General features: G+C 76.5%; 1 protein-coding gene (only partly in view). It reads left to right on the top strand.

What is annotated here, in order from left to right; all coding sequences use genetic code 11:
- Positions 1 to 16,104, top strand: the 3' portion of a protein-coding gene (locus ACSLIC_RS26155; protein WP_436740162.1) for a type I polyketide synthase. It extends 12,534 nt beyond the left edge of the window; the window shows 16,104 of its 28,638 coding nt (coding positions 12,535–28,638); its start codon lies beyond the left edge, outside the window; its stop codon occupies positions 16,102 to 16,104.
- The last annotated feature ends 1 nt before the right edge of the window (position 16,105 follow it).

Here is a 16,105-nt window from a genome sequence, read left to right on the forward strand (position 1 = left end):
CTCGCCGAACAGTGGGTGCGCGGCGGCCGGGCCGACTGGAACGCGGTCTACGCGGGCACCGGCGCCCGCAGGACACCCCTGCCCACCTACGCCTTCCAGCGCGAGCACCTGTGGGCCGTCTCCGCCCGCCCGCAGGGCTCCGGCGACGGCGACCCCGCCGACGCCGAGTTCTGGGCCGAGGTCGAGCGGGAGGACGCGGAGTCCCTCGCCTCCCGCCTGGAACTCGACCGGGAGGCGCTCGCCCCGCTGCTGCCCGCCCTCTCCACCTGGCGCCGTGGAAAGCGCGACCGTTCCACCGTCGGGTCCTGGCGCTACCGCGCCACCTGGAAGCCGCTCGGCGCGCTCCCCTCCGCCACCTTGGACGGCACCTGGCTGCTCGTCACCGCGGAGGGCACCGACCCGGAGTACGCCGCCGCCGTGGCGGAGCAGCTGACCGCGCACGGCGCCCGGACCCTGCCCTTGGCGCTGACAGACGCCGACGCCGACCGGGCAGTTCTCACGGAGCGGCTGCGCGACCTGCCCGAGCCGGCCGCAGTGGTCTCCCTGCTGGCCGACGACGAGTCCACCGGCACCGCCCACCCGGTCCTCACCACCGGTCTCGCCCTCAGCGTCACACTGACGCAGGCACTCGGCGACGCCGGGATCGAGGCACCCTTCTGGGCGCTCACCCGCGGCGCCGTCTCCACCGGGCGTGCCGACCGCCTCACCCGGCCCGCCCAGGCCCTCGTCCAGGGCTTCGGCTGGACCGCGGCCCTGGAACACCCTGACCGGTGGGGCGGCACCGTCGACCTGCCCGAGACCCTGGACCGCCGGGCGGGCGAACGTCTCGCCGCCGTCCTGTCCGGCACCACCGGCGAGGACCAGCTGGCCGTCCGCGCCTCCGGCGTCCTGGCCCGCCGCGTCTCCCCGGCCCCGGCGCCCACCGGCACCGGCCGCTGGAGCCCGCGCGGCACGATCCTGGTCACCGGCGGCACCGGAACGCTCGGCCCGCACCTGGCCCGCTGGCTCGCCGACCAGGGCGCCCGTGACCTGGTCCTCACCAGCCGCCGCGGCGCGGACGCCCCCGGCGCCGCCGAACTCGCCGCCGAACTCGGCGAACGCGGCTGCCGGGTGACCGTCGCCGCCTGCGACGTCACCGACCGCGAGGCGGTCGTCGCGCTCCTCGACGGTCTCACCGCCGAGGGCCGCACCGTCCGCAGCGTCTTCCACACCGCCGCCGTCATCGAGCTCCAGTCCATCGAGGAGACCAGCCTCGACGCGTTCGCCAAGGTCGTCCACGCCAAGACCGCGGGCGCCGCGCACCTCGACGAACTCCTCGACGACGACCAGCTCGACGCGTTCGTCCTCTACTCGTCCACCGCCGGCATGTGGGGGAGCGGCCGGCACGCCGCGTACGTCGCCGCCAACGCCCACGTCAACGCGCTCGCCGAGCACCGGTGCGCCCGAGGCGCCCACGGGACCGCGATCTCCTGGGGCATCTGGGCCGACGACATGAAGCTCGGCCGGGTCGACCCCGGCCAGATCCGCCGCAGCGGCCTGGAGTTCATGGACCCGCGGCTCGCCCTCGCCGGACTCCGGCAGGTCCTCGACGGGGACGAGGGCGCCGTCGCCGTCGCCGACGTCGACTGGGACCGCTACCACCCCGTCTTCACCTCCTCGCGGCCCACCGAGCTCTTCGAGAACGTGCCCGAGGTCCGCCGCCTCACCGAGCAGGACGAGGCCCGTGCCGGCGAGGCCGGAGAGTTCACCCACCGCCTGCGCTCCCTGCCCGCCGGCGAGCAGGACCGCCTCCTGCTGGAACTCGTCCGCTCGGAGGCCGCCACCGTCCTCGGCCACGCCTCCCCGGAGGTGCTGTCGGAGCGTCGCGCCTTCCGCGACATCGGGTTCGACTCGCTCACCGCCGTCGACCTGCGCAACCGGTTGGCCTCCGTCACCGGCCTCACCCTGCCGAGCACCATGGTGTTCGACTACCCGGACCCGCTCACCCTCGTGGGCTATCTGCGCGGCCTGGTCGGCGGTCCCGCCGCCGACTCCGAGAGTCCGCTCCGCACCACGGCCGCCACCGACGACGAGCCGATCGCCGTCGTCGCGATGAGCTGCCGCTACCCCGGCGGCGTCAGTTCGCCCGAGGCCCTGTGGGAGCTGATCGCGGCCGGCGCCGACGCCATCACCGGCTTCCCCGCCGACCGGGGCTGGGACGCCGACGCGCTCTACGACCCGGACCCCGACCGGCCCGGCACCACCTACTCCACGCAGGGCGGATTCCTCCACGACGTCGCCGACTTCGACGCCGGCTTCTTCGGGATCTCCCCGCGCGAGGCGCTGGCGATGGACCCCCAGCAGCGCCTGCTGCTGGAGACCGGCTGGGAGGCCATCGAGCGCGCGGGCATCGACCCCGCGACCCTGCGCGGAAGCATGACCGGTACCTTCATCGGCGCCAGCTACCAGGACTACACCGCGGGCGGCGCCGGCGCCGAGGGTGCCGAGGGCCACCTGATCACCGGCACCATCTCCAGCGTGATGTCCGGCCGGCTCGCCTACACCTTCGGCCTGGAGGGCCCGGCCGTCACCCTGGACACCGCCTGCTCCTCCTCCCTGGTCGCGCTCCACCTGGCCTGCCAGTCGCTGCGCAACGGCGAGTCCACCCTCGCCCTGGCGGGCGGCGTCAGCGCCATGGCCACCCCGCAGGCGTTCACCGGCTTCAGCCGCCAGCGCGCGATGGCCCCCGACGGCCGCTGCAAGGCGTACGCCGAGGGTGCCGACGGCATGAGCCTGGCCGAGGGCGTCGGCCTGGTCCTCGTCGAGCGGCTGTCCGACGCGCGCCGCAACGGCCACCCCGTCCTCGCCGTCATCCGGGGTTCCGCCGTCAACCAGGACGGCGCCTCGAACGGCCTCACCGCCCCCAACGGCCCCTCCCAGGCGCGCGTCATCCGCCAGGCCCTCGCCAACGCCCGGCTCACCCCGGGCGAGGTGGACGTGGTCGAGGGCCACGGCACCGGCACCGCCCTCGGGGACCCGATCGAGGCCCAGGCCCTGCTGGCGACGTACGGGCAGGACCGGCCCGGGGACCGGCCGCTGCTGCTCGGCTCGGTGAAGTCCAACATCGGCCACACCCAGATGGCCTCCGGCATCGCCGGTGTCATGAAGATGGTCATGGCGATGCGGCACGGCACCGTCCCGCGCACCCTGCACGTCGACACCCCCTCCAGCCACGTCGACTGGAGCTCCGGCGCCATCGACCTGGCCACCGAGACCGTGCCGTGGCCCGAGACCGGACGCCCCCACCGGGCCGCCGTCTCCTCCTTCGGCCTCTCCGGCACCAACGTCCACACCATCGTCGAGCAGGCGCCCGAGGAGCCCGCGACCGAGCCCTCCGCACCCCCGGTCCCCGCCGGCGACCCGGCCACCCTGCCTCCGGGCGTCCCCGTCGTGCTCTCCGCCCGGACCCCGGCCGCCCTGCGTGAGCAGGCCGACCGCCTCGCCGGACACCTCGCCGGCCGTCCGGACGTACCGCTGGTGGACCTGGCCCACTCGCTGGCCACCACCCGCGGCGCCCTGGAGCACCGCGCCGCCGTCCTCACCGGCGACCGGGACGGCCTGCTGCGGGCGCTCACCGCGCTGCGCGAGGGCACCCCCGACGCCTCGCTGCTCACCGGCGCCCCCGCACGAGGAGGGCTCGCCTTCCTCTTCACCGGCCAGGGCAGTCAGCGCCCGGCCATGGGACGGGAGCTGTACGACCGTCACCCGGTCTTCGCCGAAGCCCTGGACGCCGTCCTCACCCGCTTCGACCAGGACCTGGACCGCCCGCTGCGCGAGGTGCTCTTCGCCGACGAGGGCACTGCCGAAGCCGCGCTCCTGCACGACACGGCGTACACGCAACCCGCCCTGTTCGCTCTGGAAGTGGCGCTGTACCGGCTCGTCGAGTCCTGGGGGGCACGCCCCGACCAGGTCGCCGGCCACTCCGTCGGTGAGATCGCCGCCGCCCACGTGGCGGGGGTCTTCTCCCTGCACGACGCCTGCGCCCTCGTCGCCGCCCGGGGCCGCCTCATGGCCGCCCTTCCGGCGGGCGGCGCCATGGTCGCCGTCGAGGCGAGCGAGGAAGAGGTACTGCCCCTCCTGGAGGGACGCGAGGACCGGATCTCCCTGGCCGCGGTGAACGGCCCGCGCGCCGTGGTGATCGCCGGCGACGAGGAGCCGGTCGCCGCCGTCGCCGCCCGCCTCGCCGAGGACGGCCGCCGCACCCGCGCGCTGAAGGTCAGCCACGCCTTCCACTCGCCGCGCATGGACGCCATGCTCGACGACTTCGCCCGTGTCGCCCGCGGCCTCACCTACGAGACGCCGCTCGTGCCGGTGGTCTCCACCGTCACCGGCGTCCCCGCCACCCCGGAGGAACTGCGTTCGCCCGAGTACTGGGTCGGCCAGGTCCGTGCCACCGTCCGGTTCGCCGACGCCGTACGCACCCTCGCCCGCCAGGGCGTCACCTCCTGCCTGGAACTCGGCCCCGACGGCACCCTCTCCGCCGCCGCCCGCGACGTCCTCGACGCCGACCCGGCCGACGCCACCGGTGCCCGGCCCGTCACCGTCGTCCCCGCGCTGCGCCGCGACCGCGACGAGGTGTCGTCCCTCACCGCCGCCCTCGCCCGGCTGCACGTCCACGGCACCGCCGTCGACTGGACCGGCGCCTTCGAGGGAACCGGCGCCCGCCGCGTCGACCTGCCCACCTACGCCTTCCAGCGCAGCCGCTACTGGCCCGACACCACCTTCACCCCGGCCACGGCCGCAGGCCCCGCCGACACCGGCGCCGACGCCGCGTTCTGGTCGGCCGTCGAGCGGGCCGACCTGCCCACGCTCGGCGCCGACCTCGGCCTGGACGACGACACGCTGTCCGCCCTGGTGCCGGCCCTGTCCTCGTGGCGGCGCCGCCGCACCGCACAGGCCGTCGCCGACGGCCGCCGCCACCGGATCGTGTGGAAGCCGCTCGACGGCGCCCCCACCGGACGGCCCGAGGGCACCTGGCTGGTCCTGCGCCCGGCCGGCGCCGCCGCGTCCGAGACCGCCGCCCTGCTGGACACCCTCGGCCTGGACACCGCCGAGGTCACCGTCGACCTCGCGGACCCCGACCGTGCCGCGCTCGCCGACACCCTGCGCCGGCTGCCGCGCCCCGAGGAGGGCTTCACCGGCGTCCTCGCCCTGCTGGCCCTCGACACCGCCCCCACCGCCGACGACGTGGCAGGGACCGGCGGCGTGGCGCCGACGGCCACCGCCCTGAACGCCCTGGACGACGCCGGGATCACCGCGCCCCTGTGGATCGTCACCCGGCAGGCCGTGAGCACCGGACGCGCCGACCGGCTGGCCCGTCCCGGGCAGGCGGGTGTGTGGGGCCTCGGCCGGGCCGCCGCCCTGGAGAACCCGGCGCGCCGCCTCGCCCTGGTCGACCTGCCCGAGCAGTTCGACGCCCGCGTAGCCCGCCGGCTGGCGCACCTCCTGGCCGTGCCCGGCACGGAGAACCAGCTCGCCGTCCGCGCCTCCGCCACCTACGCACGGCGGATCGCCCACCACCCGGCCCCCCAGGAACCGGCGCGTCCGTTCGCCCCCGAGGGCACCGTCCTGATCACCGGCGGCACCGGCGCCCTCGGCGCCCACGTCGCCCGGCTCCTGGCCGGGCGCGGTACGCCGCACCTGCTGCTCGCCGGGCGGCGCGGCCCGGACGCCCCCGGCGCCGCCGAACTCGCCGCCGAGCTGCGGGAACTGGGCGCCGAGGTCACCCTCGCCGCCTGCGACACCGCCGACCGGGAGGCGCTCGCCGCGCTCCTGGCCGAGGTGCCCGCCGACCGCCCCCTCGCCACCGTGGTGCACGCGGCGGGCGTCCTCGACGACGGCCTCCTGGACACCCTCACCCCGGAGCGGTTCGCCGCCGTCCTCGACGCCAAGGCCCGCTCCGCCGCCCACCTCCACGAGCTGACCCGCGACCTCGGCCTCACCGACTTCGTCCTGTTTTCCTCGGCCGCCGGCACCCTCGGCGCCGCCGGCCAGGCCAACTACGCCGCCGCCAACGCCTACCTCGACGCCCTCGCCGAACACCGGCGCGAACAGGGCCTGCCCGCCACCTCGGTGGCCTGGGGCCCCTGGTCCGGCACCGGCATGGCCGGCGAGGGCACCGGCGTCGAGGACCGGGTCCGGCGTGGCGGCTTCACCCCGATGAGCCCCGAGGACGCCCTCACCGCCCTCGACGCCGCCGTCGGCCACCGCGACACCGCGCTCCTCATCGCCGACATCGACTGGCCGCGCTACGCCGCCGTCTTCGCCCCGCACCGCGCCCTCGTCGGTGACCTGCCCGAGGTACGCGCCACCGGCGGCGCGGCCACCGCCCACGGCGACACCGAACCGGCGCTGCGGCGCCAGGTCGCCGCCCTGACCGGCCCCGCCCGCGAGCGGTACGTGCTGGACTTCCTGCGCTCCCAGGTCGCCGCCGTCCTGGGTCACCCCGACCCGGACGCCGTCGAACCCGACCAGGCCTTCACCGACCTCGGCTTCGACTCGCTCACCACCGTCGAACTGCGCAACACCCTGGGCGCCACCACCGGCCTGCGCCTGCCCGCCACCCTCGTCTACGACCACCCGACCGCCCGCGACCTGGCCGCCCACCTCCTGACCGAGATCCTGGGCGACCTGCCCGAGCCGGCGGCGGGCGGGAACGCGGCCGACGAGGCTCCCCGCGCCACGGAGACCGACCCGGTCGTCGTGGTCGGCATGGGCTGCCGCTTCCCCGGCGGTGTCGAGTCGCCCGAGGAGCTCTGGCAGCTCCTCGGCGAGGGCCGAGACGCCGTCTCCGGCTTCCCCGCCGACCGCGGCTGGGACCTGGACTCGCTGGCCCGTGGCGGCTCCGCCACCCTGGAGGGCGGATTCCTCCAGGGCGCCGGACTCTTCGACGCCTCGTTCTTCGGCATCTCCCCGCGCGAGGCTCTCGCGATGGACCCCCAGCAGCGCCTGCTGCTGGAGACCTCCTGGGAGGCCCTGGAGCGGGCCGGCATCGACCCGCAGGGCCTGCGCTCCACCGCCACCGGCGTCTTCGTCGGCACCAACGGCCAGGACTACGCCACCGTGCTGCGGCGTGGCACCACCGACGTGCGGGGCCACGCCGCGACCGGCACCACCGCCAGCGTGATGTCCGGCCGCCTGTCCTACACCCTGGGGCTGGAGGGCCCGGCGGTCACCGTCGACACCGCCTGCTCCTCGGCGCTGGTGGCCCTGCACATGGCCGCCGGGGCGCTGCGCTCCGGCGAGTGCACCCTGGCCCTCGCCGGCGGCGTCTCCGTGATGGCGAGCCCGGACGCCTTCGTGGAGTTCACCGCGCAGGGCGGCCTGGCCGGCGACGGCCGCTGCAAGGCCTTCTCCGACGCCGCGGACGGCACCGCCTGGGGCGAGGGCGCCGGCGTCCTCGTCCTGGAGCGCCTCTCCGACGCCCGCCGCCACGGCCACCCCGTCCTCGCCGTGCTGCGCGGCTCGGCCGTCAACCAGGACGGCGCCTCCAACGGCCTCACCGCGCCCAACGGCCGCGCCCAGCAGCGCGTCATCCGCCAGGCGCTGGCCGACGCGCACCTCATCCCGGCGGAGGTCGACGCCGTCGAGGCGCACGGCACCGGCACCACCCTGGGCGACCCGATCGAGGCCCACGCCCTGATCGCCGCCTACGGCGAGGGCCGCGACCCGGAGCAGCCGCTGCTGCTCGGTACCGTCAAGTCCAACCTGGGCCACACCCAGGCCGCCGCGGGCGCCGCCGGTGTCATCAAGACCGTCCTCGCCCTGGGCCACGGCGAACTGCCGCGCACCCTGCACGTCGACGCGCCGTCCTCGCACGTCGACTGGTCAGACGACACCGTGGAACTGCTCCGCGAGCACCGTGCCTGGCCCGAGACGGGCCGTGCGCGCCGGGCGGGCGTCTCCGCCTTCGGCGTGAGCGGCACCAACGCCCACGTCATCCTGGAGCAGCCCGGACCGGACACCGCCGAGGCCACGGACCCGGCCACCGAGCCGTCCGTCCTGCCCTGGCTGGTCTCGGCCCGCTCGGAGAACGCCCTGGCGGCCCAGACCGCACGGCTGACCGCTTTCACTCAGGCCCGGCCCGAGGTCCCCGCGCTCGACACCGCCTACAGCCTGGCCACCGGCCGAGGGGTCTTCGCCCACCGCGCCGTCCACCTCGTCACCGCCGGGGGCGACCCCCTGGAGACCGTCCGCGACCGCGCCTCGGAACGCCGCCTCGCCCTGCTCTTCTCGGGGCAGGGTTCGCAGCGTGCGGGGATGGGCCGGGAGCTGTACGGGCGTTTCCCGGTGTTCGCGGAGGCGCTGGACGCGGTGGCGGCCCGTCTGGACACGGGGCTGGAGCGTCCGCTGCGGGAGGTGCTGTTCGCGGAGGAGGGTTCGGAGGCGGCGGCGCTGCTGGATGCGACCGGGTACACGCAGCCCGCGCTGTTCGCGGTGGAGGTGGCGCTGTTCCGGCTGGTGGAGTCGTGGGGTGTCTCGCCGGAGTTCGTGGCGGGGCATTCGGTCGGGGAGATCGCGGCGGTTCATGTGGCGGGGGTCCTCTCGCTGGACGACGCCTGCGCGCTGGTCGCCGCCCGCGCCCGTCTGATGCAGGAGCTCCCCTCCGGTGGGGCGATGGTGGCCGTGCGGGCGGCCGAGGCCGAGGTGGCGCCCCGGCTGACCGACGGCCTGTCCCTCGCCGCCGTGAACGGTCCCGACTCCGTCGTCATTGCCGGTGAGCAGGAGGAAGTCCTCTCCCTGGCAACCGAGTTCGCGGGGGAGGGGTACAAGACGCAGCCTCTGCCGGTCAGTCACGCCTTCCACTCGGCGCTGATGGAGCCGATGCTCGCCGAGTTCCGCCGGGTCGCGGAGAGCCTGGAGTACGCCGAACCGCGCGTCCCGGTGGTCTCCAACGTCACCGGCGCCCTCGCCGAGCCCGGTCAGCTCACCGACCCCGAGTACTGGGTGCGGCACGTCCGCGAGACCGTACGCTTCGCCGACGGCGTCCGTACCCTCGCCGAGGCGGGAGCCGACGCCTACCTGGAGATCGGCCCCGACGGGGTCCTCACCGGCATGGCCGCCCGGGTCCTCGACACGGCCGCCGACGGAACCGGCAGCGTGAGCGTCCCGGCGCTGCGCAAGGACCGGGCCGAGGAGCGCGCGCTGCTCACCGCGCTGGCCCGGCTCCACACCGCCGGTGTCGTCGTCGACTGGACCGCCTGGTTCACCGGTACCGGCGCCCGCCGCACCGACCTGCCGACCTACGCCTTCCAGCGCGAGCTGTACTGGCCCGAGCCGGCCACGGGGCCGCACACGGCCACCGCCCAGGACCCGGCGGACGCCGCGTTCTGGGCCGCCGTGGAGCGCGAGGACCTGGAGTCGCTCTCCGCCACCCTCGACCTGGACGACACGGTCCTGTCGAGCGTGCTGCCCGCCCTCTCCACCTGGCGCCGCGGCCTGTCCGAGCGCACCCTGCTCGACGGCTGGCGCTACCGCGTCACGTGGCAGCCCGTCCCCCTCCGGAACGCCGCCGACGAGGGCCCGGCCGGAACCTGGCTCGTCCTGACCCCGGCCGGACACGACGACGCGTGGACCGAGGCCCTGGCCGCCACCTTCGGCGAGCGCGCCGTCCACCTCGCCGTCCCCGCCGACGAGGACGGCACCGCCGCCCTGCTCGGCGCGGCCGCCGACAGCACCGCGTACGCCGGTGTCCTCTCGCTGCTCGCCGGCACCGCGACGGACGGCACCGCCCGCCCCGACACCCTGCTCCGCCTGCTGGCGGCCGCCGGGATCGACGCCCCGCTGTGGTGCGTCACCCGCCGCGCCGTCTCCGTCGGCCGCTCCGACTCCACGGCCGACCCGGACCGCGCCGCCCTGTGGGGCCTGGGCCGGGTACTCGCCCTGGACGAGTCCGAGCGCTGGGGCGGACTGGTCGACGTCGACCACGTCGCCGACGCCCGCACCGTCGACCGCCTGCGCGCCGTCCTGACCGCCGCCCGCACCGACGGCCCGGCCGAGGACCAGGTGGCGCTGCGTGCCTCCGGCGCCTTCGGCCGCAGGCTGTCCCGGGCCGCCGCCCCCGCCCCGGACGTCACCTGGCACCCCGCCGGGACCGTCCTGGTCACCGGCCGGGCGGAGGGCTTCGGCGGGCACGTCGCCCGCTGGCTCGCCGCGCACGGCGCCGCCGGGGTGCTGCTCGCCGGCCCGGCCGGCCCCGAGGACGCCGCCACCACCGCCCTGCGCGCCGAGGTGGAGGAGCTCGGCGCCACCCTCACCGTCGTCCCCCACCCCGACCCGGCCGACGCCGGTCCGCTCACCGAGGCGCTGGCGGCGCGGGCCGACGACAGGCCGCTGACCGCCGTCTTCCACACCGGGGACACCGGCGAGGAGACGCCCGGCGTCACCGGAGCGCGCGCCGCCTACGAGGCGCTGACCACCGCCGTCGGTGACCGTGACCTGGACGCCTTCGTCGTCTGCGGTTCCATCTCCGCCGTCTGGGGCGTCGGCGGCCAAGGCGCGGGCGCCGCGGCCGGTGTCTGCCTGGACGCCCTCGTCCAGCGACACCGCGCCCACGGCACCAACGCCGTCTCGGTCTCCTGGGGCGCCTGGCAGGGCGCCGGCCCCGACGGTCTCGCCGCCCACCTGCGCGCCAACGGCCTGCCCGCCATGGAACCGGCCCGCGCGCTCGACGCCCTCGCCCCCGCGATCGGCGAGGCCGCCGCCGACCCGGCCGCTCCCGCCTCGGTGACCGTCGCGGACGTGGCCTGGGACCGGTTCGCCCCGGCGTTCACCCGCACCCGAGCCGGTCTGCTCCTCACCGGCGTGCCCGAGGCCCGCGAGGCCCTGAGCACCACCGGCGGCGACGGCGCGGACGCCGGTACCGCCTCCGCGCTGCGCGAGCGACTGCGGCAGTCCGACCCCTCCGAGCGCTCGCGCACCCTCCTCGACACCGTGCTCACCGAGACCGCCTCGGTGCTCGGCCACACCGACGCCGCCGCCGTCCCGGCCGAGAACGCCTTCAACGACCTCGGCTTCGACTCGCTCACCGCGGTCGACCTGCGCAACCGCCTCACCACGGCCACCGGGCTCACCCTGCCCGCGACCCTGGTCTTCGACTACCCGACCCCCGCCGCCCTCGCCGCCCACCTCCTCACCGAACTCCTCGGCGAGGACACCGCCCCCGGCACCGGCGCCCCCGTGGCACCCGCCGCAGCCGACGCGGACGACCCCGTCGTCATCGTCGGCATGAGCTGCCGCTACCCTGGCGACGTCCGCTCGCCCGAGGACCTGTGGGAACTGGTCGGGGCCGGCACCGACGCCATCGGCGGCTTCCCCACCGACCGCGGCTGGGACCTGGAGAAGCTGCTCCACGGCGACGAGGACGGCCGGGGCCGCAGTGTCACCCGTGAGGGCGGATTCCTCTACGACGTCGCCGACTTCGACCCCGCCTTCTTCGGGATCTCCCCGCGCGAGGCCCTGGTCATCGACCCGCAGCAGCGGCTCGTCCTCCAGGCCGCCTGGGAGGCGCTGGAGCGGGCCGGGATCGACCCCGCCGTGCTCCGCGGCGGCGACACCGGTGTCTTCGTCGGCGGCGGCAGCGGCGACTACCGCCCCGCCATCGGCCAGTCCGGGCACGTCGAGACCGCCCAGTCGGCGAGCCTCCTCTCCGGACGGCTCTCCTACACCCTCGGCCTGGAGGGCCCCTCCGTCAGCGTCGACACGGCCTGCTCGTCGTCCCTGACCGCCCTGCACCTCGCCGCGCAGGCGCTCCGCTCCGGCGAATGCTCGCTCGCCCTGGCCGGCGGTGTCACCGTGATGTCCACCCCGGTCGGCTTCGTCGAGTTCGGCGAGATGGGCGCCCTCTCGCCGGACGGCCGCTGCAAGCCCTTCTCCGACGCCGCCGACGGCACCGCCTGGTCCGAGGGCGTGGGCATGCTCGTCGTCGAGCGCCTCTCCGAGGCACGCCGGCGCGGCCACGAGGTCCTCGCGGTCCTGCGCGGCTCCGCCATCAACCAGGACGGCGCCTCCAACGGTCTCACCGCCCCCAACGGCCCCTCCCAGCAGCGCGTCATCCGCAAGGCGCTGGCCGCCGCCGGGCTCACCGCCCCCGAGGTCGACGCCGTGGAGGCACACGGGACCGGGACCACCCTCGGTGACCCCATCGAGGCCCAGGCCCTCCTGGCGACCTACGGGCAGGGCCGGCCCGAGGGACAGCCGCTGCTGCTCGGCTCGGTCAAGTCCAACATCGGTCACAGCCAGGCCGCCTCCGGCGTCGCGGGCATCATCAAGATGGTCCTCGCCATGCGGCACGGCACGCTGCCACGCACCCTGCACGCCGAGAAGCCCTCGCGCCACGTCGCCTGGGACCCGGACGCGGTCCACCTGCTGACCGAGGCGGCCGACTGGCCCGAGACCGGACGCCCCCGCCGCGCCGGTGTCTCCTCCTTCGGCGCCAGCGGCACCAACGCGCACGTCATCCTGGAACAGGCCCCCACCGGCCCGGCCGCCCCCGCGCGGGACCCGGAGCCCGCCACGCCCGCCCCCGGCGCCGCACGGCTGCTGCCCCTGCCGCTGTCGGCGGCCACCGCGGACTCCCTGACCGAGCAGGCCGCCCGGCTCCGGGACCGGCTCACCGCCGGTGCGACGGAGCCGCCGACCACCGCCGACCTGGCGCTCTCCCTGGGCACCACCCGCTCCGCCTTCGAGCACCGGGCCGTCCTCGCCGTGGCCGGCCGCGACGAACTCCTCGACGCGCTCACCGCCCTCGCCGAGGACCGCGCCCACCCCGCCGTACTGCGCGGCCGTGCGGCCCCCGGCGGCCGGACCGCGTTCCTCTTCCCCGGGCAGGGCTCCCAGCGCCCCGGCGCGGGCCGCGCCCTGTACGCCCGCTTCCCGGTCTTCGCCACCGCCCTCGACGAGGTGCTCGCCCACTTCGACCAGGAACTCGAACGCCCGCTGCGCGACGTGATGTTCGCCGACGAGGGCACCCCCGAGGCGGCGCTCCTCGACCGGACCGGCTGGACCCAGCCCGCCCTCTTCGCCCTCGGCGTGGCCCTGTACCGGCTGGTCGAGTCCTGGGGCGTACGGCCCGACCTGCTCGCCGGGCACTCGGTCGGCGAGCTCGCGGCCGCCCACGTGGCCGGGGTCCTCTCCCTGCCGGACGCCTGCCGCGTCGTCTCCGCCCGCGCCCGCCTCATGGAGGCACTCCCTGCGGGCGGCGCCATGCTCGCCGTGCGCGCCACCGAGGACGAGATCGCCCCGTACCTGACCGACCACGTCTGCCTCGCCGCCGTCAACGGCCCGGAGTCCGTGGTGGTCTCGGGCGACGAGGAGGCGGTCACCGCGCTCGCCGAGGCCTTCGCCGAACAGGGCGGGAAGACTAGGCGTTTGCGGGTGAGCCATGCGTTTCACTCACTGCACATGGACGCCATGCTTCAGGACTTCGAACGGGTCACCCGGAGTGTGTCGTACGCCCCGCCGAAGCTGCCCCTGGTCTCGAACCTCACCGGGGACGCGGTCACCGACGCGCAGGTGTGCGACCCCGGGTACTGGGTCCGGCACGCCCGCGAGGCGGTCCGCTTCGGCGACGGTGTGCGCACCCTCGCCGGCCGCGGTGCCACGCGCTACCTCGAACTCGGCCCCGACGGAGTCCTGTGCGGCCTCGCCCAGGAGACCCTCGACACCCTCGCCGACGAGAACCGCCCGGCCCCCACGGCCGTCCCGGCCCTGCGCACCGGACGCGACGAGGAGCAGGCCCTGATCACCGCCGTGGCCCGGCTGCACGCGGCGGGCCAGGGACTCGACTGGACGGCGCTGCTCGACGGCACCGGCGCCCGCCGCGTCGACCTGCCCACCTACCCGTTCCGCCGACTGCGGTTCTGGCCCAACGGGGCACCCGCCGCCACCGTCACCACGGCCGACGCCGGGGACGCCGCCTTCTGGGCGGCGGTCCAGGACGAGCAGTTCGACTCCCTCGCCGGGGAACTCGGCGTCGACGGCGACGCGTTGCTGCGCGTCCTGCCGGCCCTGCGGGACTGGCGCCGCAAGCACGGCGACCAGACCACCGTGGACGGCTGGCGCCAGCGCATCGCCTGGCGGCCCCTGAACCGGGCCACCGCCGGCACCCCCGCCGGCACCTGGCTCGCCCTCGTGCCCGCCGACCACGCCGACCATCCCTGGACCACCGCCGTCCTGGCCGCGCTCGGCACGGGTGCCCAGGTCCTGGAGGTCTCCGGCGAGGACCGCGCCTCACTCGCCGCCGCGATCCGCGAACGGTTCGACACCACCGGGCCGTTCACCGGCGTGGTCTCCCTGCTCGCCGTCGCCGGGGCACCCGGTGACGGGACCGGCGCCCTCCCCGGCGGCGTCCCGGTCGGCGCGGCCCTGACCGCGACCCTGGTCCAGGCGCTCGGCGACGCCCGCACCGACGCCCCGCTGTGGTGCCTGACCCGTGGCGCCGCCGCCGTCTCGCCCGCCGAGACCGTCGCCGCACCGCTCCAGGCCGCCGTCCACGGACTCGGCCGGGTGGCCGCGCTGGAGCACCCGCAGCGCTGGGGCGGCACCGTCGATCTGCCGCTCGCCGTCGACGCCCGGACCGCCGAACGGCTCGCCGCCGTCCTCGCCGACCCCGAGGGCGAGGACCAGCTCGCCGTACGGCCCGGTGCGGTCTTCGGCCGCCGCCTCGCCGCCGTCCGGCCCGGGACGCCCCGCGACTGGAAGCCCACCGGAACCGTCCTGATCACCGGCGGCACCGGCGCCCTCGGCGCCCGCACCGCCCGCCGTCTGGCCGGGGCCGGAGCCCGCCGCCTGATCCTCCTCAGCCGCAGCGGACCCCACGCGCCCGGCGCCGGTGAACTCGCCGCCGACCTGCGCGCGCTCGGCGCCGAACCCGTCATCACCGCCTGCGACACCGCCGACCGGAAGGCCCTGGCCGCCGTCCTCGCGGCGATCCCCGAGGACGCGCCGCTCACCGGCGTCATCCACACCGCCGGGGTGCTGGACGACGGCGTCGTGGACGGCCTGACCCCCGAGCGGTTCGCCACGGTGTTCCGGGCCAAGGTGGCCTCCGCGCTGCTCCTGGACGAACTGACCCGCGCCCACGACCTGGAGGTGTTCGCCCTGTTCTCCTCGGCGTCCGCCGCCGTCGGCAACCCGGGCCAGGGCACCTACGCCGCCGCCAACGCGGTCCTCGACGCCCTCGCCGAACAGCGCAGGGCCGAAGGGCTGCCCGCCACCTCCGTGGCGTACGGCGCCTGGGGCGGGGAGGGCATGGCCGACGGCGTCCGCGCCGCCGCGCTCGCCCGCCGCACCGGCATCCGGCCGCTCGACCCGGACCTCGCGGTCCTCGCGCTGCGGCAGGTCGTCACGGGCAGCGACCCGGTCGCCGTCGTCGCCGACGTCGACCCCGACCGGTTCGTCCGCGCGTTCACCACCGTCCGGCCCAGCAGCCTGCTGGCCGAGATGCCCGCGTACGCCGCCCTCAAGAAGGCCGCATCCGCCGCCGACCGGGCCGCGGACTCCGGTCCGTCGCTGCGCGACCGGCTGGCCAGGCTCCCCGAGAGCCGCCGTACCCAGACGGTCCTGACGCTGGTGCGCGAACGCGCCGCGGAGGTCCTCGGCCTCTCCGAAACCGACCAGGTGGGCCCCGACCGGGCCTTCCGCGACCTCGGATTCGACTCCCTCGGCGCCGTCGAGCTGCGCAACCAGCTCGGCGCCGCCAGTGGACTCACCCTGTCCGCGACCCTCGTGTTCGACCACCCCACGCCCGCCGCACTCGCCGCCCACATCCTCGGACAGCTCCTCCCGGCCGGCACCCCCGGTGCCCCCGCCACGGACGGAGCCGGCGAAGAGGAGCGGGCCGTGCGCGCCGCCCTCGCCCAGGTCCCCATGGACCGGCTGCGCGACAGCGGACTCCTGGACCAGCTGCTGGACCTCGCCGGGCAGGACCCGGCCGGAACAGGCACGGACCAGGAAGCCGAGCCCTCCGGGGCCGGCGACGCTTACGACGCGTCGATCGACGCCATGGACGTCGACGGCCTGGTGCAGGCGGCACTCAACGGTAACCCTGACGAAGAGCGGGACTGAC

The sequence above is a fragment of the Streptomyces sp. BBFR102 genome (assembly GCF_051397025.1).
Lineage (GTDB): Bacteria > Actinomycetota > Actinomycetes > Streptomycetales > Streptomycetaceae > Streptomyces.